Raw genomic sequence first — 21,985 nt, 5'->3', positions numbered from 1 at the left:
GATGTGGATTTAGATCAGCGAATTTCTGATGAAGAGCAGCAGAATAGCGATCAATTGGCTCCAGTGACTCAACAGGATGCTGATTTAGCTCAGCGAATTTTAGAAGAAGAGCAGCAGAATAGTGTTCAATTGGCTCTAGAGACTCAAAAGGATGCAGATTTAGCTCTGCAACTTGCTCTTGAAGAGGTAACTCCAGCAGATCAATTAGTTCAAACAGCTAATCAATTTACTGAGCCAAGCTCACCTGTTACGAAACCAATACGTCAAAATAATCCATCTTTATCTGGCAATAATGCAACTAACTCGAGCCATCTGGCAGCAAATAAAAAATTTGAATCTCTGTTGAATGAGTTTGGGACTAAAATTGCAGATCTGGATGCTCGAGCAATTAATGCAACCAATGCTAGAAATGACACCGAGGCTGCGTCATTAAGAAGAGCACATGCTGTCGCTCAAATATTACTAGAAGATTTAGTGATAGCAAAATCTGCTTATGATGCTCGTCCAACTCGAGAGAATTATAAAGAGTTTAAAAATCAATGTTTTGACAGAATCGAAAAATCAAGGCCAGTACTCGAACAACATAGAGGTTTGAAACAACTTTTGGGTAATATCGTACTTGCAGTAATCGGACTTGGAGTAGTTTATCTGGCTGCAGCAGTTATTAACAAAGCGATTACAGGGAACTTCATGTTCTTTAAAACAGAGTCAGCAAAGATTGTGGATAAAATCAAGAATAATGTAGATGAGCTTGAACCGATTCAGCCAATTCCTGTTAAATAAGAACCTTTAAAGGGATTAATCCAATTCTCAAGACATGAATAACGGATTCTGAACTTATATTCAGAATCCGTTTTTTTTATTAGGGCCTGTTGACAATTGCTCCCGCCCCTTACTTGCCCCCGCCGCCTACTTGCCCCCGCCGCCTACGTGCCGCGGCTTGTCCGCGGCATCCAGTTGATGGTCAAAGCAACGCCATAGCTGATGTGCATATGCAGGTCTATTATGAAATCCATCAGAGCAATATTGAGGCTGCCCGGCGTGAAAAACGTTTCAAGAATTGGCCACGCCAATGGAAAATAAACCTCATTGAGCAATTGAACTCAGAATGGCATGCTCTCTATGAAGATATTTGCCGTTAGCAAGATCGATTGGATGCCGCGGACAAGCCGCGGCACGTAGGCGGCGGGGGCAAGTAAGGGGCGGGAGCAATTGTCAACAGGCCCTAGGACAGTCTGATTGCGTAAGGGTAACTATTTGTTTACCTACCGAGATACGATGTTACCTGGGATGATTTTGTTTTCTGGTCAATATCCGTTTTCGTAAATACAAAATAAAAGCAGGAATTAACATCACAATAATTCCGAGAGAAAATATTTGGCGAAAATGTGCTGCTCCGCCAACATCCATGCTTTGTTCCGGGGGAATAAAGCCTACAATCAAGGTAATGGCGCATCCGAATAATCCCAAAACACAAACCAGATAATAACCCGGTTTACCTCCAGGAATAGCAAAAGGTCTTTTAAGATGCGCAAATTTACTTTTTAAACTCCAGGCGGCGATAAACATCAGGACGTACATCATAATGTATAACTCGGTGCTTAAATCTGTAAATAACCAATAAATGGCATTAACACTGGGAAACAATAAAAAACCGCTGCATAAAACAGTAACCAGGATTGCTTGTACTATTAATATTCGTGATGCAATTCCATGCTTATTCAGTTTGCACATAAATTGCGGTAAAAAATCCTGTTTCGCTGCCATGAGCAAGCCCTTGGCAGGTGAGATAATCCAGTTAATCATACTTCCAAGGCTGCCAAGGAGAAGAAGAAATACCAACACAGGCATTAACCAGCTTAAATGATAAGCCTGAAAGAAATTATCAAATGCTCGCATGACCCCATCCACAAGGCTGATCTGTTCTTTGGGCAGTACAAAGGCTATAGCCAAAGAGCCAAATATCATGGTGAAGAGGATGAGCAGTACTGAAAAAAACATGGCACGAGGAAAGTTCTTTTGCGGATTACGAACATTTCTAACATGAACAGCGGCTAATTCCATTCCCAGGAATGAAGTCATAATAGCTGTTAAAGATACCCAGGACTGGCTGTCTTTCCATTGTGGCAGAAGATTGGGAAGACTGAGATCGATTGCTATTGGATGGCCTTTGATTAACCAAATGAAGGCGAGGAGGATAATGAAGCCCATGGGTACAATCATACCAACTATGGCACAGAAACCGGCAAAAGTGGCTGATGTTCGTAATCCGGATAATCCAATCAGGGTTAAAGACCAAAAAATAATTAAAATGACTGATATCAGGTAATATTTGTTTTGCGCTAGTTCGGGATTAATTAGATAGGCGATAGTACCTGCTATAAAGGAGAGAATCGTTGGATACCATACAAGAGTATTAATCCATTGCAGCCAGATTGTAAAAAAAGCAATGTTTTCTCCAAAAGCGTGATTTACCCAACTGTAAATGCCGCCTTCCTCTTCAGACCAGGTCGATGATAATTCTGCAGAAACAAGAGCAACTGGTATTAAAAAGATGATTGCAGAAAAAATAAAAAAGAAAATCAGGGTTGATCCGAATAAAGCTGTCCCTGGTAAATTTCTGATGCTGTCAATTGCTCCAGTTATAAGTAATACTAAAGCGAGCACCGATATTTTTTCAGAGGACCAGTTTTTCATTCGTTCTTCGAGTTGATAAAAAGATATACATTATACAGTAACTTAGGACTTGAGGTGAACTTTTATTTTTACAAAACCTGTTTTTATTGGATTTACTCATTAAAAAATCCTAAGTATTTACAATGAGTTGTATCTTCTCAATTACCCCGAGAAACGTCATCCCGAATGTGGTACCGTGCCTGTATTTGGAGATCTTTCACTGTGTTCAGGATGACGAAATCCGCGCGGCTGTTGAGAAATTCCATTCATTTATCGAATCTACTGAATTTAATTACCTGTTTTTATAACCATCTCTACAGGCAGGAGATTTTAAAACGGGATCTTGTTTTTGATTCCATTCACTTTCCGTATACAAATGCATGCTTAAAGCATGTAATCCTTTGTCAAATTCCTTTTCTAATAAGTGATTGACCATCCTATGACGTGCTATTCGACTTAATTCATTAAAACGAGAAGAAACGACAATTACCTTGAAATGTGTTTCAGCGCCTTCAGGCACATGATGATTCTTGGACTCATCCTCGACGGTTAAGAAGATGGGAGATAGTTCCCCGGATAGTTGGTGTTCTATATCTAATTTGCGTGACATGATTTACTCTGGTTCCAGGTATTTATTTTTTAATTATACCCAGTAATAATAAGTTGTCATAGTGCACTGACAATTTTGTCAAAATATGACATAAAATGTCAGTTTGTTATTGGTTTTACACTGAACTGCTAGTCTGCCTGGATAGTAAACGACACGTTTTTTTTTCGATATATTTATATTATGGAACAACAGGGGTTGATTTAAGGTGAGTCTAATAACTAATATGCCGCTGTTTGCTGAAACAGGTAAATTGGCATTATGTATGCATGATTATAAGAGTTAATTACCAACGGAGATGGCCATGAGACAAAGAGGTTTTACGCTGATTGAATTGATGATCGTAGTAGCTATTATCGGTATTCTAGCTGCTATTGCAATTCCAGCTTATCAAGATTATACCATTAGAGCACGGGTTACAGAGGGATTGGAACTGGCTTCTTCTGCAAAACTTGCTGTATCTGAAACAACCATTACTAATAATGCTTTGCCAGCAACACAGGCTGCAACAGGATATGTTTCTCCTGCGGCAACACCTAATGTCGCTTCAATAGCTATAGCTGATCAAGGTATAATAACAATTACCTATACCGCTGCTGCTGGTGGAGGTACTATCGTTATGACGCCTGTTCTGCAAGGGAACGGTGATGTCACTTGGACCTGTACAGGAGGAACCTTGTTGCCTAAATACCGACCAGCTAGTTGCAGACCTTAATATCATCTATAAAAACCGCCCTCAGGGGCGGTTTTTCTTTACCTCAGTTATTTAGAATAGGGCTTTTATAGAACTTCCTAAGATCTTAATACCCCAGAGAGACATCATCTCGAACCTGAGAATTCCTCACTTGTTAACAATGTGTATTGATTAAACTTGATTTGCTCTTTTTATCAGATCGTCATCCTCTCGAAGGCGGGGATCCATTAAGCAAACACAATCAGGTGCTCATTGGGTGCATGGATTCCCGCCTGCGCGGGAATGACGTAAATTTTGCTCATGGAATCATTATTTTGCTCTTGGAATCATTATTTTGATCGGGTGAGCAATTCAATGTCATGATTCCTCAGCGTTTTCGCGAGAATTTCGTATAAAAAGTGAGGAACGTTCAGGTTCTGCATGACGAAATTCGCGAAGGGATTTAGAAGTTATAGCCTTAATGACCGCGATAAAAATCTTTTATTTATAATGAAGAGATTGGTTTTTTTAAGTCTTGAGAATTAAAATATTGAAACAATCAAACAAATTGGCATTTTTTATGCGTGGTATATATTAAATGCAAATCCAGAGATTACTATGGTAGCAAAAGGATTTACCTTGATTGAACTGATGATAGTTGTGGCCATAATAGGAATTTTGGCTGCTCTTGCCATTCCTGCTTATCAGGATTATGTAATACGTGCACGAGTAGTGGAAGGATTAAATTTAGCTTATGCAGCTCAACTATCAGTTACAGAAACCACCTTTGCTCAAAGTGCGTTCCCAGCCAATCAATTGGAAACAGGGTATATAACTCCTGCTGCAACACCTAATGTGGCATCGATAACCATTGCAAATCAGGGGCTAGTTACTATAACTTATACAGCACAAGCGGGTAATGGGACTATCGTCCTGACCCCCACATTGGATCCGGATAAAGCGATACATTGGGATTGTACTGGTGGGACTTTGGCTAATCGTTATCGCCCTGCCTACTGTCGTCCGTAAATGAGACTTCTAAATATCTTCTGAAACCACGACCTTCTAATGAGTCAAAGTGGTATTATATGGTTGTCGTAATTCAGTAACAGATTTGGAATTAATATGAATAGCACTACATCAGTACTACTAGAGCAGCGAATTCTTAAAATATCCATAGCCGTAACGTTCCTGTTAGCTGTAGCAGGTGTTTTGTTTGGATTGATCTCAGGTTCATTGGCTATTGTATTTGATGGTATGTTTAATATGGTTGACACGGCCATGTCAATACTTGCTCTCCTGGTAGCTCGTCTATTGACTAGCAAGGGAAGTCGCCGATTTCAATACGGTTATTGGCATGTCGAGCCTATGGTGCTTGTCTTTAATGGAAGTGTTCTTATTTTGATTTGTGCTTACGCATTAGTTAACGCGATTGGCAGTTTACTTTCTGGTGGACGAGAATTAAATTTTGACTGGGCCTTTGTTTTTGCTTTATTGATGTCGGTATTATCAATTGTCATGTATGTTTATGTACGACAAAAGAATCTCAAACTGAACTCTGAGTTTTTGCGACTTGACACCCAAAGCTGGCTAATCTCCGCAGCTATTTCTACTTCGCTTTTAATCGCATTTGGTATTGCTGCGTTAATGGAGGGTTCTTCTTACGATCATCTGACTCCTTATATCGATCCGTTCATTTTGACGGTTTTGACTGCATGTTTGATTTTTGTACCGATGGCTGCGGTACGTGATGCAATGCGTGATATGTTTCTCATCGCCCCCTTTGGCCTTGATGAAAAAGTAAGGGGATTTTTAGATGAATTGACAAAACGGTATGGATTTAAAACCTATTCCAGCTATGTTGCCAAGATAGGGCGTGCGCAGTTTATTGAAATACATATTGTAGTTCCTGAAGGTTATCCCATATCTGGTATTGAAACTCTGGATGCAATACGTCATGAAATTGTTGAAGTAATGGGCGGAAATGGTCCTCAATTATGGCTCACCATCGCCTTTACAACAGACGAAAGCTGGATTTAGGTACTTTAAGATCCGATGTGAGGGTGTTAATAGGTCCTGAAGTGAGGACACTGCCATCAAGTTAAGCCGAGTAGCCCGTATTAGCGAAGCGTAATACGGGATCGAAGTGGTGACAAACTCCAGTATTTCCCTGTATTACGCTTCGCTAATACAGGCTACGAAAATAGCTAATTTACAATAAATAATCTTTAACTTAAGAGCAGTGGGTGGATAAGCATGAAGCAATCTCCAGGATATTTAACCTAATCCTGGGGATTGCAGAACTTGAGATGGTACCGTTTGAACTGATTAACGGGGATTCAATTTTTTTGCGACTAATTGATTTTTTAAGCGAACATAATCAGGCATGCCGTTAATGTAATTGGGATAAGCCTCGCCCTGAATCAACGGAGACAGGTAACGTTTGCAGGCAGCAGTAATACCCATTCCATCTTCTGAAATGTATTCGGCCGGCATCGCTTTTTCCTGATTGGCTACTTCTGCCAGTGCTACTTTACCAATGGACCATTGATAAGGCTCATCTTGCTCTCGAATAATCACAGGCATGATGGCATTATGGCCTTTAACGGCATATTCAACAGCTGCTTTGCCAAGAGCATAAGCCTGTTCTACATCCACCTGTGAAGCAATATGGCGGGCTGCTCGTTGAAGATAATCCGCAACAGCCCAATGGTATTTGAAACCCAGTTCTGATTTAACCAGCTGCGCTATCACTGGGGCAACACCACCCAGTTGTGCATGACCAAATGCATCTCGTAAGCCCGCATCACTTAAAAACTGACCTTCTTTATTGCGTATCCCTTCTGAAACAACAATCACACAATATCCGTAGGATTTAACACATTCAGACACTTTGGCCAGGAATTGTTTCGGATCAAAAGATACTTCAGGTAACAAGATAATATGCGGTGGTTCCTCTTTATTTTGACTTGCAAGTCCACTGGCTGCTGCAATCCATCCTGCATGACGCCCCATCACTTCCAGAATAAACACTTTTGTTGATGAAGCAGCCATTGACGCTACATCAAAGCCGGCTTCTTTGGTTGATATAGCCACATATTTGGCAACTGAACCGAAACCAGGACAGGCATCTGTAAAAGGCAGGTCATTATCTACTGTTTTGGGAATTCCAATACAGGTAATGGGGTAACCCATAGTTTCACCTAATTGAGAAACTTTATGCGCCGTATCTTGGGAATCACCGCCGCCATTGTAGAAAAAATAACCAATATTATGCGCCTTGAATACTTCAATCAATCGTTTGTATTCATCATTGTTGTTATTTAATTTATACCGGCATGAACCAAATGCACCTGATGGTGTTTGCATTAATTTTGCAATATCCGCATCGCTTTCCAGTGAGGTATCAATGAGTTCCTCATTCAACGCCCCAATAATTCCATTTTTTGCTGCATAGACGGTACCGATGTGTTGTGGGTATAACTTTGCAGTCTGGATAACGCCACAGGCTGATGCGTTTATCACGGCAGTTACGCCACCCGATTGAGCATATATTGCATTCTTAACAACCATTTTATCTCCATCAATTTATTGGAATTATTGAGTTTTATTGTGAGTATTGATTTTCATATTCATTAAGTACGGCATCAATGCTCTGAATTAATTCAGCAAAAGCCCCAGATAATTCTTCGATTTTTGCCGCGCGCGTAGCCAGTTTCTCTAATTGCATGACTTTCTTCTGCAAGACAGGAACACCACAAAAACAACAGGCACCATGCAATTTATGAGCCGTCTCACCCAGCCCCTTGATGTCTTTGTTATGCATTAACTGGATAAACTCTTCACGATTTTTATACAGTTCTTCTATGAACTTAGCCAAAAATTCTTCAGCGAGTTCCTGATTACCTGAAACCTTCTGAACACACAATTGCCAGTCAATGGCGGAATGTTTTGCTTTATCAACAATACGCAGAATCTGCATTAATAATTGTTTTTCATCAATTGGCTTTTGCAGACAAAAATCCACACCGGATTTTTTTAAATCAACAGTACTGATGTCACTACTGTTTGCACTGATAAGTACTATAGGGGTGTGTTTGTTGAGTAATGAGTTTTGACGAATCATCCGTGCTGCTTCCAGCCCATTCAGCTTGGGCATTTGCAGATCGAGGAGGATAATATTGAATTTTTTGTCTTCACAGGCGGTTACAGCCATTGCGCCATCATCTACAGCGGTAACATGGGTGTTCTCATTTAATAATGAATTCAGGAGCATTTTATTGACTGGATTATCCTCTGCAATTAATAGTTCAGGGTGCAAGAAACGCAATTGTTCTCGTAATCCGTCCAGTTCATGATTTATTGCTTTGTCAGTTGCGTTCTTATTGTTCAGGGATTCAATGAGATCCTGCAGCTTTTGTATGCTGATGGGTTTATATAAAAATCCATGAGCGCCGAGTGCCGCATAATCAGATATTGGCCATTTGGATATCAGTACATAGGGCAGGTGGGGGTGTTGTTTTATCAGTTCACCTACCTGGTGTTCGCAACCCTGATTGACGTTAATAAATGCTATTCTACAGTCTTTATTTTTAATCAGAGCTTTCGCCAGTTTGTTAAATGAGTTAATGGAGACACATTCAATGCCCCAATAACCCAGTCCATTGCATAAGGCTTCCAAATGTAAAGGATTGTCATCAAAACACAGAATTTTTAAATGAGCGAAGCGATGTGTCTGGTTTTTTTCAATTTCATAGGCCAGGAGCTTTTCAACTTTTATCCGTGCTGTAAAGGTAGAACCTTTATTTAATTCACTTGTTAGGCTGATCCGGCCATGCATTTCTTCACAGAGTTTTTTACAGATAACCAGGCCTAATCCTGACCCACCATAGCGCCGGGTGATGCTGGTATCGGCCTGATTGAAGGCGGTAAACAATTTGTTTTGATCTTCGGGCGAAATACCTATTCCTGTGTCAGTGATGGTAAATAATAAGGTATAGTCTTTATCTGTTTCGATGTCTATTTTCGTTCGTATCAAGACATAGCCGTGATCCGTAAATTTAACCGCGTTGGTTACAAGATTACTGATGATTTGTTTGATTCTGAACGGATCGCCCAGTATGGTTTTAGGGACCTGTATGTCAGTGATTGGGATTAAATCAATTCCTTTCTTGTGAGCGTTGGGGCTGGCCAAGGCAAGTACTTCGTCGATGCAAGCACGGATGTCAACAGGGATGCAATCAAGATGTAATTTACCGGCATCAATTTTGGAAAAATCAAGAATATCATTAATAATGCCAAGTAAATCCTGGGCGGAAGATTTTATGGTTTTTACATAATCCAGCTGCAATGGATCGAGTTTACTTTCCAGCAATACATTGGTAAAACCTATAACTCCGTTCATAGGCGTGCGAATTTCATGGCTCATGTTCGCGATGAACTCTGATTTTTGTCGGCTTTTTTCTTCTGTTTTTTTCTTTTCGAGCGACAACTCGATGTTTTTCTCTTCCAGCAGCTCAAGACTTTGTTGCAAATCTTCTGTAGCTACTTCAATGTGCTGGTTCAGATCCCGAATTGTATTTAAATACTGTCTCTGTAAATGCGCGCATCCTTTTTCGATAGTACCTAATTCACCCTGGCTGCCGACTTTTATTTCTGTTTCAAATTCATTACTTAAAATTTGTTTCATACTGCGGCGTAATCTGGAAATAGGCAGGTAGATCCGTTTTGACAAGAAATAATGAATGGTCAAACCCATTAGCAAGCCAAAGAGTGTAATAAAAATAGTCACTATAAGCATTTGATAGCGTTTGATCAGCATGGATTGAGTATCTATATCAATGGATAACCAACCCAGAATATCGTCTGCCTGGAACGCTACGGGACTTGGGATGTTTTTGAATAGGGTGCTGTTGGAATATAAGTTGAATTTGGGAATGGTGATTGGTGCGATAAAATTAATCGTAAAGGGGTTAATATGCTTGCTTTCAATATAATCCCCTGTGAAATCTGGCGGATTAAAGGGTTTATGGATGGAATGTTTACCGCCGCGATAGGCCAGAAGCTGTCCACTGGCATTGTAAAAGGCAAGCGCTTTGACTTCCGGGTTAATTGTTGAGGAATTAATCAGCCCTTGCAGGGTACGGTCATCATTACGAAGTAAGGCAAATTGAGCCGCAGGGAGTAACTGGCGAATGTAGGCCTCACCTAATCGGGACATATGCTGATTTAAGTCCTTCCCGAATTGGCCATTGTAAAAGACTGCAAATAGCAAGGCGACCAGGAATGCAGGAATAAGTGTGGTGATTCTTAGTTGATATTTTATACCAATACTTTTCAAGATAACTCCCGATTATACTGAATTGAGCGGTTGAATCTTTGCGTTGATGGTAAAGTCGGCTATTATAGCCCGATTATTTTATTCCTTACAACGGATGATATTATGACTGTTAGAACCCGATTTGCTCCAAGCCCTACTGGATTTTTACATGTGGGAGGAGTAAGAACAGCTTTATTTTCCTGGTTATATGCCAAACGTCATCAGGGGCAGTTTATTCTAAGAATAGAGGATACTGATAGAGAGCGATCGACACAAGAATCGGTGCAGGCCATTTTAGATGGTATGACCTGGTTGGGCATGGATTGTGATGAAGGTCCTTTTTTTCAGACCGATCGCTATGCGCGATATAATGAGGTAGCCCAGCAATTTTTGGATGAAGGCAAAGCTTATCGTTGTGTCTGCAGTAAAGAGAGACTGGAGTCCCTTCGTGAATCACAATTGGCTGCCAAGTTAAAGCCTCGGTATGATGGACATTGCCGCGATAAAAATCTGCCTTTGTCTGATGCTCCTTACGTCATTCGCTTTAAAAATCCTGATAGCGGTACGGTATCCTTTAAAGATGAAGTGTACGGAGACATCCATGTAGATAATAATGAGTTGGATGATTTAATTTTAGTCCGATCAGATGGACATCCAACGTACAATTTTGCTGTAGTCATTGATGATTTGGATATGAACATTACTCATGTCATTCGTGGTGATGATCATATTAATAACACGCCAAGACAAATTAACTTATTCAAGGCATTGAATGCACCGATACCGATTTTTGCTCATTTGCCCATGATTTTGGGTGATGATGGCAAGCGTTTATCCAAACGACACGGCGCAGTAGGGGTTATGCAGTTTAAAGAGTTAGGGATTTTACCTCATGCCCTGTTAAATTATCTGGTTCGTCTGGGTTGGTCTAATGGTGATCAGGAAATTTTCAGTGTTGAGGAAATGATATCCAGTTTTGACTTAAAAAATGTGAGCAGGGGAGTATCCAGTTTTAACTACGATAAATTGTACTGGTTGAATCAACATTATCAAAAAAGTGATGATCCAGATACGGTCGCACAAGCTTTAAGCTGGCATTTTGAACAGGCAGGTGTAGATCTCAGCAAGGGGCCTCAGCTTAAGGATTTGGTCGTTACTCAGGCTGAGCGCTGTAAATCATTGGCTGAAATGTGTGAAATGAGTCTTTATTTTTATTCAGATTCAATTGAATATGATGAAGATGCAGTTAAAAAGCATTTACGTCCTGTCATTCTGGAACCTTTAGCGGCACTTTATGAACGTTTGAAAGGATTGGGTGATTGGGAAAAAGATCATCTTCAGGAGTGTATTAATGACATTAGTGCGCAATTTGATATTAATATGGGAAAAATTGCTCAGCCATTGCGGGTAGCTGTTACCGGAACGAGCATGTCTCCTTCCATTGATATGACACTGACTTTATTAGGTAAACAAAGAGTGTTAAGCCGTCTGGAATGTGCCCTTGAAAAAATCCGGTTAAGAGCCAGCGCACAATAATTAATTATGTTCATCCGGGGTTGAGGAGCGTTTTTGCCTGGATCCCGGAACTACCAACAGGCTATGATTAAAAATCATCAATTACTTCAAATGCTTGTGGTAACTTCACAACAATTCAAGCTAATATAAAAGTTCCTTTAAGTAGGGTGTGTTGACACTTCCGACTTCGACGTCCTGCGACTTGTTCGCGGGACGTTGGGAATATTTTGATGAATGGTCAATACACTCTAATTTTTACTGAATACTGGATAATAAATCATGAAGATTAGAACGAGTATTTATAGTCTTACCCTGGCTGTTTCATTAATCTCTTCAACAAGCTACGCTGTTTCCAATGCTGCGGACACAGAATTAAAAAAACAGATACAGAATGTAGTGAACGATTATTATAAAAAATACAGTGATAAAGAATTGTTCACAGCAATGGCAGCTTCAGTACTTATTCCTAACAATAAACAGACAGATATTAAAAATACTATCACTGTAGTTAAAGGAACTATGGGTTTCCCTCCATTCAATCAAGAAATCACGACTAATAACTTATTTGATATAGGCAGTATTACCAAATCATTTACCTCTTTAATATTATTGCAATTACAGACAGAAGGTTTGCTGTCATTAGATGATACTTTAGGCAAATGGCTGCCCCAGTACCCTAATTGGAAAGAAGTTACTTTACGTCAGTTGTTGGATATGACCAGTGGTATTCCTAATTACTCGGAAGACCCGGTGTTTGATAAAAAAATGCTGAGTGATCTCAGTCATGTCTGGACGGATGAAGAGCTTCTGACTTATGCACACCCTGAGGAAGCACTCAAGGTGAATAAAAACAATCGTTATGAGTACTGTAATTCCAATTATATTCTCGCTGCACTTGTTATTGAAAAGGCAACTCATGATACTTATGAAAATCAATTAAAAAAACGAATAATTAACGCTAAAAACGATTTGGATGATGCCTTTTATCCGGCTGGACCCAATGGGGTCACAGTGGGTAATGCCATAAAAAATCGACGGGTACATGGTTATTTTTATGATGAGACCACTAAGAAATCAGTTGATACAATCAACAATGATTTATCCTGGGCTTCCTCAGCTGGAGCTATTGTCGCGAATACTGAAGATGTAGTGAAATGGGTGCAATTGCTCTATCACGGCACCTTGATTAATCCTGATTCTCGAGAAAAAATCCTGACTGAACTGGAATCTGTAGTCTCCACAAAGACAGGAAGACCCATTGATACGGTAACTGCAGAAGATCCTATGGGATTTGGATTGGGTATTGCTTATCGTTACGATAATGACTTGAAACAACGTTTTTGGTTCTATGAGGGAAGTACCTTAGGCTTCAGAGTGATGTATTTATGGAGTGCTTGCAATGATGTAACCACAGTGATTGCATTGAACAGTAAAGGTGCTGAAGGGAATCCGAATTCCAAGATGGGAGATCATATTGGAACCGCCAGTTTGAATTTGTATCACGCCATATTGCGGGTGCATCCTGAACTGCGCTGTAAAGCGTAAAATTGGTTATTTTGAAAGGAGTCGCCAGGCGAAAGTTGTTTAACCCTTCTTTCCCTGGCTCTCTTCTCATAATGTATAACACCGAACATGTATTTATTTAAATCTCAAAGGTCATATACTTCCCTGTCTTTGCGAGCAACGCGAAGCAATCCAAAACAGAGCCTTATTGAAACTGTGTTCTGGATTGCTTCGCGTTGCTCGCAAAGACTAAAATTTATACTGAACAGTAGAACATTATCCTCGTTAGAATTATGAGGATTACCTCAAAGAGGGAGAGGGGAAACCGTGCAAAAATTTGAGGTTTTTCCCTGTTGTTTTGATTAAATTTACCCTTTTTGCTGTATTTAATATAAAATGCCTCCGATTTACGTCGTTTCCACTGGATTATTGGGTATTTTTATATGAAGTTATCAACAACTCTAATGAGTGTAATTCTGGCAGCACAGTTCATCGTTTCAGAATCATGGGCGGGATCATCTAGTGCTGAACCGGTACGTAAGGATATAGTTCAGACTGTAGTTGATGATTATTTTAAAAAATACAGTAAAAAAGAACAGTTTACTGCTGTTTCTGCTTCCGTACTCATTCCTCAGAATGAAGAAACCCCTATTGATGAGATTAAGACCGCGGTGGCTGGTCGCGTTGGATACCCTCCCTTTTCAGAAGTGATTACTTTGGATCATCTGTTTGATATAGGCAGCATTACCAAATCATTCACTTCGTTGATTTTATTGCAGTTACAATTTGAAGATGCTTTATCTCTGGATGACCCAATAGGGAAATGGTTGCCACAGTATTCTAACTGGAGCGAAGTAACCGTCCGGCAGTTGTTGAATATGACCAGTGGTATCCCTAACTATTCCAATGATCCCGAGTTTTGGGCACAAATGGAGCATGATTTAAGTCATGTCTGGACAGATGAAGAGTTGCTTCATTACGCACATCCTGAAAATCCCATAGAGCGGAATGATACGAACACATATGAATATTCCAATACCAATTATATTCTTGCTGGTTTAATCATTGAACAAGTAACTCATGATTCTTTTGCTCATCAACTTAAAGAACGGATTATTAATCAGAGTAATTTTTTGAATAATACATTTTATCCTGCAGGACCAGATGGAGTCGCGGTACGAGAGTCACTAACCGATCGTAAGATGCATGGTTATTACTTTGATACAGCAAATAATAAAGTAGTTGATACCTTTGTAAATGATTTATCCTGGGCTGGAGCCGCAGGAGCGATTGTTGCAAATACTGAAGACGTGATGCGATGGGTTCAGATTCTTTTTCATGGCACGTTGATTAACCCAGTTTACAGAGGACAAGCATTGAATGAGTTGACGTCGGTAGTGTCCATAAAAACAGGATTGCCTATTGCAACGGTTACAGCAGATGATCCAGTGGGGTTCGGCTTGGGAGTTGGATATTATTATGATAAAAACTCCGGATTAAGATTTTGGACTTATCAGGGCAGTACTTTAGGATTCAGAGTCATGTATTTATGGCAACCGTGCAATAATGTCACTACTGTTGTTGCTTTGAATAGTAAAGGAGATGAGGGTAGTTCTGAGTCTAAAATGGGGAATCATATTATGGAAGCTAATATGAATTTGTATCATGCAATTATCGAACACCATCCTCAGTTGCGTTGTGCTGTTTAATTGATTTATGTGTTGAAGCGCTATGACAATTACTGTAAATAAAGAAACGGATAAATTCTTTCTTGCTTTAGGTACGGAAGGCAGACATTCTTTTATAATGTTTGGCGTCTATGACCAAAATAAGGTAAGTCATCTACTGTGCCGAGTAGGTAAAGATATTGATGAACCCGATAAGCCTGACGAGAGCCCGTGTCTGGTTATCGCGGAACGTCTGGCCAATGTCTTTTTTTCAAAGATTAAATCAAAACTAAAGAATGAACGTACCTCCAGAAATAAACCAGGTAATATTCCTATCAGTTATCAAGCTTATGACACAACTTATGAGCATTATCGAGAGTTTATTGGTTTACTGGAATCCCTGCAAAATAGTACCAATCGATATTCCTGCTATAAACCGACAAAGCAAGTGGATAATCACATTGTGTTCAATAAAACATCTCTGCCAATAATGAAGAGCCAATCCGACATGGGTGCTATTAAAAAGAATATTGAAGAATTTTCTATTGATAACACCTGTCGGCATACTGCTATTAAATTAGTTGAAGAGGTACAAAAAGTTCCAGTTTCTTCAATGGTATCTTCTAATTTTTTTACTGATTTACCCTATAGAACGAAACTTCTGTACGGAAAACCCGATACGGATATTCCTTTCTATGTATTGCCTTTGTCACCTGATGCATTTCCCGAACTGAGTACAGTACAAAAATGCGTTATAGAAAAGCTCTACGCACGGATGGAGCGTTTGGTTTTGCTCGAACCCGATTCTGTTCAGACCGTAAATAAATTCAATAGTCTTAAAAACGAATATAACCAACTTGTTGGTCCTAAAAAAGAGTTCAATATCGAGCAATTACTTCACAGTATTCAATCCTGGAAAGAACGGGATAAAACTCTGTTGAATACGATGAGAAAAACTTATTTCTGGGATGCATTCTTTACACGAACTTCAGCTACCATGAACATGATTAATGAGATTGAACACAGCCTTATTGCGCAAAAAAAATAAGTACTGAGGTATTGGCCGATTTGTAGCATCTCTCAAAGGCAGATTGCTTTTAGAATAGTACTTGCCATCATTCCTTTTTTACTGCATGTTATATGCTAAATTTAATAATGGAACTAATCCCTAACTGGACACATGAATAATACTCTGTGTGCCCTATAATTATCAAAGGAGTGACCGTGAAACTATATTATTATAAAGGTGCCTGTTCTCTGGTAGTACGTATCATCATGAATGAAATGGGACTTGAGTTTCAGGATGAAGAGGTGGATCTACGAACAAAAAAAACAGCAAGCGGAGAGAACTTTCTAACAATTAATTCCAAAGGTGCTGTCCCGGTTTTGGGTCTTGATAACGGCGACGTTATTACAGAAAACCAGGTTATTTTACAATACCTGACAGATATCACTCCGGGACAAGAATTATTAGCTCCTGTTGGTGACCTTAAACGATATCATACTCTTGAATGGTTGAATTATGTGTCTACCGAACTTCATAAGACCTTGGGTATGTTTTTTGTTCCTATGGTTACAGAAGAATTTAAGTCTAAAGTATTAATACCCATGGCCATGTATAAACTCAGTTATGTTGAAAAACATTTGTCTCACAATACATACCTCATGGGTGATCATTATACTTTGCCTGATGCGTATCTATTCGTTATCTTAATGTGGGCAAATAGCTTTAAACTGGATTTTTCTGCATTTCCACATTTAACCAAATATATGGAGTACATCAAAAGCAGACCTGCAGTCATTAAATCTTTAAAACAGGAAGGGTTTTAGGTTAAATCAGGAGCAGGCATGGCATTGATTAATTTTGATACTCTTTTTACTTATTGGTCGTTACCAGCGATTGAAATTAATATCATTGTGTTTATGAATCTGTTGGGCTCATTGATTCTGGGATTGATCGTAGGTTATGAACGCTCGTATCATGGTCGAGCTGCGGGTATGCGAACCTATGGTTTAGTATGTATGGCATCTACTGCGTTGGTAGTAATTGTAGGTTATCCCAATCATTGGTTTGGCGGCTCGCCTGCATCAGTCATGCTTGTTCCCGATGTTACTCGTGTCGTACAAGGTATCGTGACCGGAATTGGTTTTCTGGGCGCGGGTGTTATCATGAAGGAAGGGTTCTCCATCAGTGGTCTGACTACTGCGGCATCCATATGGACTGCTTCTGCAATAGGAATATTGGTTGGTGTTGGTTTTTACTTTTCAGCGATATTATTAACCTTCTTGTCATTATCTATTATGATGTGGGGGTTTCGATTAGAAAATTGGTTACCTTCACGTCATTCAATTGCGGTGTCATTGACATTTAAATCAGGTGTCATACCCAATACAGACACGATAAGACTTATGTTAAAAGAGTGTGATTACTCCATGGCTCAGGATACAATTGCGATTACTTCTGTTAAAGATGCAATGGAGTGGCGTTTTGTTGGGGTTGCATCAACTAAAAAAACTTGTTGTACTATACCTGAACTCTCTCAGGCATTGCGCAAATTGGAAGGAATCGATAGTTATTATGTTGCTTTTGCCAGGAATTAGTACTGGTTTTTATTTGTATTGAATGCCCAAATTGTATGAAATCAAAAATATTAAGTCTGTCGTTCATGATTAAATCCATATGTATTATTTGAATGCATGTTATAATGCGATTTTGTGCTCTGCTTGTAGGTAACTTATTTAGAAGTTAAAGCAGATGTAATATAAATGCGATAGATGTTTCTCATTCATCCGGAGTTTTAGAATGCCAATTAATGATTCATTTAAAGGTGGTTTGGACTTAAACTTTTTTCCAAATTCAGAGTTTGAATCTATGGCGAATAAAGACATTAGCCAGCGTGCTGCTATTATTGGACGTAATGTCTTACGATTGTTGATGATGGGATGGCCTAAATCCTGGACCGATCTCATCACCTGGTATACTCTAAGAGCGGTTTTTATCAAGCATGATCATGATTTGTTGAAAGAGTTTCGTGCTGGTTTTCAGCAGGGATTTGAAAACATATACAATCAATTGAAAGGACGAGCGTTAGATAAAAATCAGAGTGAACAGGTTCAATTGTATTTAAGTAACTGTTTATGTCATTTGCCTTATGCTGATCTTACTCCGTTTGAATCCATCAAAATTCCTCAGTGTGTAAACGGGGAATGGGAACTTGTTGAGTATTCTGTAAATCCAATCGAGTTGACTGAAGAAAATAAATATACGATCAGAGAACCTGATCGTGTTTATGCATATGGGTTGGAACCCATTATAAATCGGAACGCAGAATCGCATTTAATTTTTATGGGAACGAATTATCCAACAGGGCAAGGGTTTCTGCCTCAGATTGTTACTGATTTTGAAGCTTTTGAGACCGTTGGAAGTTCGTTGTATCTGAGTGGACGTCAGCGGATACTGGATTGGTTATCCAGACAAAAAGATAAAGTGCATGTGTGTGGAGCAAGCCTTGGTGGTTCACTTAGTTTGCTACTTGCAATTGATTCGGGAGAGTCTCTGTCTCGTGTTGATGCTTTAAATCCTGCAGGCTTACATAATCTGGAACCAAAGAGTAAGTATGACCGATGGGATGAATTGAGTTCCAAACCTCAAGTTGTTATTCAACAACAAGGGGATGATCCGGTCTCATTATTTGGATTATGGAAATCAGATTGGGAAATCCTGCTTGTAGCTCCACCAAAAGACAAAAGAGGACCTAATTCTTTTTGCGATCATTTTATGAATTATGCTGGATTTGCTGATACGTTATTTACTTATGTGGATCCGGAACATCAAAATGCAAAAAGGTCGACTCGTAATTTCTTATTGTATTCAATAGGGCGTAGTGTCATTTATTATTTAATGATAAGCCCCTATACACATGTAGTTCGACCTGCGTGGTATTACACAGTAGAAACCATCAAGTCAGCATCCCTGATTTTGTTGTCTGTGCTTGTTGGGCTAGGCGTATTGGCAGGTTTGACCGTAGCTGGTCTACTATCTCCTTTGATTTTTTTTGGTGCTGTTGCTGCGCTGGGTATACTGAGTACCTTATTGTTTATTCCTACTGTTATGAAAGCAGTTATCCCGAATGAGCATGTTGTTGCAAGCGATGCTGATAAGGACATGAACTACGCTCAAATTCATGATCCTTCATTACCCAGAAACCCTGAAATGGATTTATATAATAAAGATCATTTAATAGAAGTTAATTTAACTTATAAAGAATTGAATGCATATTACAAAACAATGCGCACTCTGGTAAAACAAAAAGACTTTATACCTGAAGATGATCTCAAAGTTCTTAAAGGTACGGACGTGTCAAAAAGGAACTGTTTGATAGAAAGCCAGAATCCAGAAAATGAAGAACGGGTAGTGACTCTTAAAACCACGAAAGCCAAAGCAGTACATATCAAACATGCTTTAACATTCATTGAACAGTTAGGTTTCGAAAATGAAAAAGAGTTAAAGAAAGCATTGGAACAGGATTATAGGCACTATTCTATTGGGAAGCATAATTAAATCTAACCTGCTTTATTGGTTTTTTTGGAAGAGAATCTTCGTTCCAAGTCCCGATTCATTCGCAATTTGGTAATTATTTTAATAAAATGACGTTATTCCATTTTAATGCTTTTTAGAGTAAAACTGTGCACTGTTACCAGGATTTGATTGATATTTTTGATGAGTGTTTTGCAATTACCTACAACACTCGATTGGTAAAAGGGGATGATGAGCCTATTTACCTGCCTGCTGATAGTGAACGTGCCTATAACGCATTATATTTTGCTCATGGTTTTTACAGCAGTGCATTGCATGAATGTTCTCATTGGTTAATTGCAGGTGAGGAACGTCGTAAATTAATTGATTTTGGCTATTGGTACATGCCTGATGGGCGCAATGCAGAGCAACAGGCATTGTTTCAGAAGGTTGAAGTGAAGCCGCAGGCTATTGAGTGGATACTTTCAGTAGCTGCAGGTCATAAGTTTCGAGTAAGTGTTGATAATCTTAATGGTGCTGAATCGGATACGGATTCATTCAAGAAAGCAGTTCATTCTCAGGTTATGCATTATTGTTCCAATGGACTTCCTCAACGCACTGGAATTTTTCGTGATGCGCTGTGCGCTTTTTATAAGCGTCCTTTTGAATTAACGCCAGAAGATTTTGTGCTCACCGAGCTGTAATACACCCGGTTATCTATAGGATATTTTTGCATTGAACCCTCATTGAGTTCCCTGCAGTCCAGTGATCATTGATTCAGGTTCTTTTCGATTCTTGACATGTGAGTGCCTTGTGCAAAATCAAAATACACAGCTTATGCAAAAGGCCTAATGATGTAAAACCACGCCCATAGTCCAATCCAGGTTTTGAGCTGGAGGGATGTAATTTATTGATTGATCGGGGACTATGCCATAACCATCAACCATCAGAGCATAATAATAAGCAGAAAAAAGGCAATATTGATAAACGTACTCATCATCAGGGAATTGAGAATTGAGTGAATCCCATTGCTGATGACAAACCTGACTGTCTGCTTGTTGAAGCAGATTCTGATTGGTTAACTTGCTGTTTTCGAAATGAAACAAACTGCTGTCAGCCAGATTTGAGATACCACCAATTGAATACCACGAATCAACCGGGTTGGCGGCAAGTAGCGGCTGAATAACATTGTTTACTTTATGCACTTCAGTCATTAATCGAGATACTTCCTGTTCGCATGCGGAAGCATTACCTTGCCCTGACTCACCATCTGGGAGGGGGTAGTCGTTTGAAAAACAGGGAGCTGAATTTAGAAATTGATGGGCTACTTCAGTCTGCCCCAATCCTAAGAAACTCTGGACATAGAGAGTGTAATGTTGGCCATAAAGATCCAGTTCTACCTGGGATCGGGTATTTAATTCCGAATTCTTTTGGATTGGGAACACAATTTGTACCGAAGCGCCTCCCATATCCATTACACCAACAGATTGATTTAGCGATTTTTGCAAGGTACCCAGATGATAGTTGACAGAGAGCCAATCATATAAGGCTTCGTCATTTCCGGTAATGGTTTTTGCTTCGACGAGCTGCCATTGTGATTGTTGAGAAAACCAGTGTTGCAGTTCATCATAATATTTTTTTTGTTTTGAAACCGGGAGTAATCTCATGCCTGCTGTAGCATAAAAATAAACAGGGATTTGTTGATTCGGTGCACCCGATAGTAAGGTGGTTAGATAAGCATCGATGGTATTGGAATTGGGCTCTATAGTTGCAAATCCTGGCTTGATTTTTTTGTTCCAGATTTCATTAATATTAATTGGAGATCGGGTTTCGTCAACATCATAGGAGAAGACATGCAGTCGAGATCCGGTACTGCCTGCATCGATTACGGCAATACATTGATGATTAGTACAAGGATTATCGGCGGCATAAACATTAGAGGAAATGACTACAAAACAAGCAATAATGACCAAAAAACGGAACATGGGTTAAGCCTCAGTCCAAGGTTTGCGTATGATACATTGTGTATATTTTGTTGTCAATGAGGTAATAGATGTTATCTACAGTAAATTCAATATTTTTATTTGACTTAATAATTTACTTTATAGTTTAAAAATAGTACATTGTTGGTTTTATAGTAACGTATTTATAAACTCGGGACATGTCATCCCGAATGCAATGAGGGATCTCCTGAATGTGGTGCTGTGCCTGCATCTGGAGATCCTTCACTGCGTTCAGGATGACGTGATAATTCTAGGGCACGTCATCCCGAATGAAATGAGGGATCTCCTGAATGTGGTGCTGTGCCTGCATTTGGAGCTCCTTTACTGCGTTCAGGATGACGTGATAATTCTAGGGCACGTCATCCCGAATGCAATGAGGGATCTCCTGAATGTGGTGCTGTGCCTGCATCTGGAGATCCTTCACTTCGTTCAGGATGACGTGATAATTCTAGGGCACGTCATCCCGAATGCAATGAGGGATCTCCTGAATGTGGTGCTGTGCCTGC

General features: G+C 39.5%; 17 protein-coding genes and 2 pseudogenes. 14 read left to right on the top strand and 5 right to left on the bottom strand.

Features of this window, described 5'->3' with window-relative positions:
* Both Lqua_RS18535 and Lqua_RS18820 read left to right on the top strand, forming a co-directional pair.
* Positions 1–783, top strand: a pseudogene (locus Lqua_RS18535) (hypothetical protein); the annotation flags it as partial.
* 200 nt (positions 784–983) lie between these two features.
* A pseudogene (locus Lqua_RS18820) lies at positions 984–1,142 on the top strand (GIY-YIG nuclease family protein); the annotation flags it as partial.
* Between the two features lie 139 nt (positions 1,143–1,281).
* On the opposite strand, the gene Lqua_RS15150 reads toward Lqua_RS18820, so the two are convergent.
* Both Lqua_RS15150 and Lqua_RS15145 read right to left on the bottom strand, forming a co-directional pair.
* Positions 1,282–2,697 carry an APC family permease gene (locus Lqua_RS15150; protein ID WP_058475129.1) on the bottom strand — a complete coding sequence of 472 codons (1,416 nt, stop codon included), beginning with the start codon at positions 2,695–2,697 and terminating at the stop codon, positions 1,282–1,284.
* A gap of 271 nt (positions 2,698–2,968) precedes the next feature.
* The gene (locus tag Lqua_RS15145) at positions 2,969–3,286 is read right to left on the bottom strand and encodes a BolA family protein (RefSeq protein ID WP_058475128.1); all 318 of its coding nucleotides are present in this window, start codon (positions 3,284–3,286) and stop codon (positions 2,969–2,971) included.
* A gap of 301 nt (positions 3,287–3,587) precedes the next feature.
* Between Lqua_RS15145 and Lqua_RS15140 the strand changes: the two genes are divergently transcribed.
* The 3 genes from Lqua_RS15140 to Lqua_RS15130 all read left to right on the top strand — a co-directional run bounded on the left by Lqua_RS15140 (position 3,588) and on the right by Lqua_RS15130 (position 5,996).
* Positions 3,588–3,998 carry a pilin gene (locus Lqua_RS15140; RefSeq protein ID WP_058475127.1) on the top strand — a complete coding sequence of 137 codons (411 nt, stop codon included), beginning with the start codon at positions 3,588–3,590 and terminating at the stop codon, positions 3,996–3,998.
* A gap of 576 nt (positions 3,999–4,574) precedes the next feature.
* Entirely contained in the window at positions 4,575–4,985 is a 411-nt protein-coding gene (locus tag Lqua_RS15135) for a pilin (RefSeq protein ID WP_058475126.1), read from the top strand.
* 96 nt (positions 4,986–5,081) lie between these two features.
* Positions 5,082–5,996 carry a cation diffusion facilitator family transporter gene (locus Lqua_RS15130; protein WP_058475125.1) on the top strand — a complete coding sequence of 305 codons (915 nt, stop codon included), beginning with the start codon at positions 5,082–5,084 and terminating at the stop codon, positions 5,994–5,996.
* A gap of 288 nt (positions 5,997–6,284) precedes the next feature.
* Here Lqua_RS15130 and Lqua_RS15125 read toward each other — a convergent pair whose 3' ends face one another.
* Positions 6,285–7,529: a 6-phosphofructokinase gene (locus Lqua_RS15125; RefSeq protein WP_058475124.1), complete on the bottom strand. Its 1,245-nt coding sequence runs from the start codon at positions 7,527–7,529 to the stop codon at positions 6,285–6,287.
* Positions 7,530–7,563: 34 nt separating this feature from the next.
* Positions 7,564–10,299 carry a two-component system sensor histidine kinase LetS gene (letS, locus tag Lqua_RS15120; protein WP_133141046.1) on the bottom strand — a complete coding sequence of 912 codons (2,736 nt, stop codon included), beginning with the start codon at positions 10,297–10,299 and terminating at the stop codon, positions 7,564–7,566.
* A 99-nt stretch (positions 10,300–10,398) separates the two neighbouring features.
* Between letS and gltX the strand changes: the two genes are divergently transcribed.
* From gltX to Lqua_RS15080, 8 genes are all read left to right on the top strand, one after another.
* A complete protein-coding gene (gene gltX / locus Lqua_RS15115; RefSeq protein ID WP_058475122.1) occupies positions 10,399–11,811 on the top strand; it encodes a glutamate--tRNA ligase in 1,413 nt (470 codons plus the stop codon).
* A 258-nt stretch (positions 11,812–12,069) separates the two neighbouring features.
* Positions 12,070–13,335 (top strand): serine hydrolase domain-containing protein, encoded by a 1,266-nt coding sequence (locus tag Lqua_RS15110; protein WP_058475121.1) that lies wholly within the window; start codon positions 12,070–12,072, stop codon positions 13,333–13,335.
* A gap of 401 nt (positions 13,336–13,736) precedes the next feature.
* Positions 13,737–15,002 (top strand): serine hydrolase domain-containing protein, encoded by a 1,266-nt coding sequence (locus Lqua_RS15105; protein WP_058475120.1) that lies wholly within the window; start codon positions 13,737–13,739, stop codon positions 15,000–15,002.
* Positions 15,003–15,024: 22 nt separating this feature from the next.
* Positions 15,025–16,008, top strand: a complete 984-nt coding sequence (locus tag Lqua_RS15100) for a hypothetical protein (protein WP_058475119.1) — start codon at positions 15,025–15,027, stop codon at positions 16,006–16,008.
* Positions 16,009–16,184: 176 nt separating this feature from the next.
* The gene (gstA, locus tag Lqua_RS15095; RefSeq protein ID WP_058475118.1) at positions 16,185–16,790 is read left to right on the top strand and encodes a glutathione transferase GstA; all 606 of its coding nucleotides are present in this window, start codon (positions 16,185–16,187) and stop codon (positions 16,788–16,790) included.
* 18 nt (positions 16,791–16,808) lie between these two features.
* On the top strand, positions 16,809–17,561 hold the full coding sequence (locus tag Lqua_RS15090; RefSeq protein ID WP_058475117.1) for an MgtC/SapB family protein: 753 nt from the start codon (positions 16,809–16,811) through the stop codon (positions 17,559–17,561).
* A 202-nt stretch (positions 17,562–17,763) separates the two neighbouring features.
* The gene (locus Lqua_RS15085; RefSeq protein WP_058475116.1) at positions 17,764–19,521 is read left to right on the top strand and encodes a hypothetical protein; all 1,758 of its coding nucleotides are present in this window, start codon (positions 17,764–17,766) and stop codon (positions 19,519–19,521) included.
* A gap of 125 nt (positions 19,522–19,646) precedes the next feature.
* Positions 19,647–20,180, top strand: coding sequence for an elongation factor P hydroxylase (locus Lqua_RS15080; RefSeq protein ID WP_058475115.1), 534 nt, complete (start codon positions 19,647–19,649; stop codon positions 20,178–20,180).
* A 144-nt stretch (positions 20,181–20,324) separates the two neighbouring features.
* Here Lqua_RS15080 and Lqua_RS15075 read toward each other — a convergent pair whose 3' ends face one another.
* On the bottom strand, positions 20,325–21,461 hold the full coding sequence (locus Lqua_RS15075; RefSeq protein WP_058475114.1) for an acetate and sugar kinases/Hsc70/actin family protein: 1,137 nt from the start codon (positions 21,459–21,461) through the stop codon (positions 20,325–20,327).
* Positions 21,462–21,654: 193 nt separating this feature from the next.
* Between Lqua_RS15075 and Lqua_RS18815 the strand changes: the two genes are divergently transcribed.
* A partial coding sequence (locus Lqua_RS18815; RefSeq protein ID WP_238585596.1) for a hypothetical protein occupies positions 21,655–21,985 on the top strand: 331 nt, incomplete at its 3' end.

The organism is Legionella quateirensis, from assembly GCF_001467955.1.
Taxonomy (GTDB): domain Bacteria; phylum Pseudomonadota; class Gammaproteobacteria; order Legionellales; family Legionellaceae; genus Legionella; species Legionella quateirensis.
Note: the sequence above shows the minus strand (reverse complement) of the source record. Positions and strands in the feature narration are given on the sequence as shown.

What these genes read in the sequence shown, in the direction of transcription:
- Lqua_RS15090 (WP_058475117.1), top strand. Translation starts at nt 16,809, where the DNA reads ATGGCATTGATTAATTTTGATACTCTTTTTACTTATTGGTCGTTACCA.
- Lqua_RS15135 (WP_058475126.1), top strand. Translation starts at nt 4,575, where the DNA reads ATGGTAGCAAAAGGATTTACCTTGATTGAACTGATGATAGTTGTGGCC.
- Lqua_RS15110 (WP_058475121.1), top strand. Translation starts at nt 12,070, where the DNA reads ATGAAGATTAGAACGAGTATTTATAGTCTTACCCTGGCTGTTTCATTA.
- Lqua_RS15100 (WP_058475119.1), top strand. Translation starts at nt 15,025, where the DNA reads ATGACAATTACTGTAAATAAAGAAACGGATAAATTCTTTCTTGCTTTA.
- Lqua_RS15150 (WP_058475129.1), bottom strand. Translation starts at nt 2,697, where the DNA reads ATGAAAAACTGGTCCTCTGAAAAAATATCGGTGCTCGCTTTAGTATTA.
- Lqua_RS15105 (WP_058475120.1), top strand. Translation starts at nt 13,737, where the DNA reads ATGAAGTTATCAACAACTCTAATGAGTGTAATTCTGGCAGCACAGTTC.
- Lqua_RS15145 (WP_058475128.1), bottom strand. Translation starts at nt 3,286, where the DNA reads ATGTCACGCAAATTAGATATAGAACACCAACTATCCGGGGAACTATCT.
- Lqua_RS15085 (WP_058475116.1), top strand. Translation starts at nt 17,764, where the DNA reads ATGCCAATTAATGATTCATTTAAAGGTGGTTTGGACTTAAACTTTTTT.
- Lqua_RS15075 (WP_058475114.1), bottom strand. Translation starts at nt 21,461, where the DNA reads ATGTTCCGTTTTTTGGTCATTATTGCTTGTTTTGTAGTCATTTCCTCT.
- Lqua_RS15130 (WP_058475125.1), top strand. Translation starts at nt 5,082, where the DNA reads ATGAATAGCACTACATCAGTACTACTAGAGCAGCGAATTCTTAAAATA.
- Lqua_RS15140 (WP_058475127.1), top strand. Translation starts at nt 3,588, where the DNA reads ATGAGACAAAGAGGTTTTACGCTGATTGAATTGATGATCGTAGTAGCT.
- Lqua_RS15125 (WP_058475124.1), bottom strand. Translation starts at nt 7,529, where the DNA reads ATGGTTGTTAAGAATGCAATATATGCTCAATCGGGTGGCGTAACTGCC.
- gltX (WP_058475122.1), top strand. Translation starts at nt 10,399, where the DNA reads ATGACTGTTAGAACCCGATTTGCTCCAAGCCCTACTGGATTTTTACAT.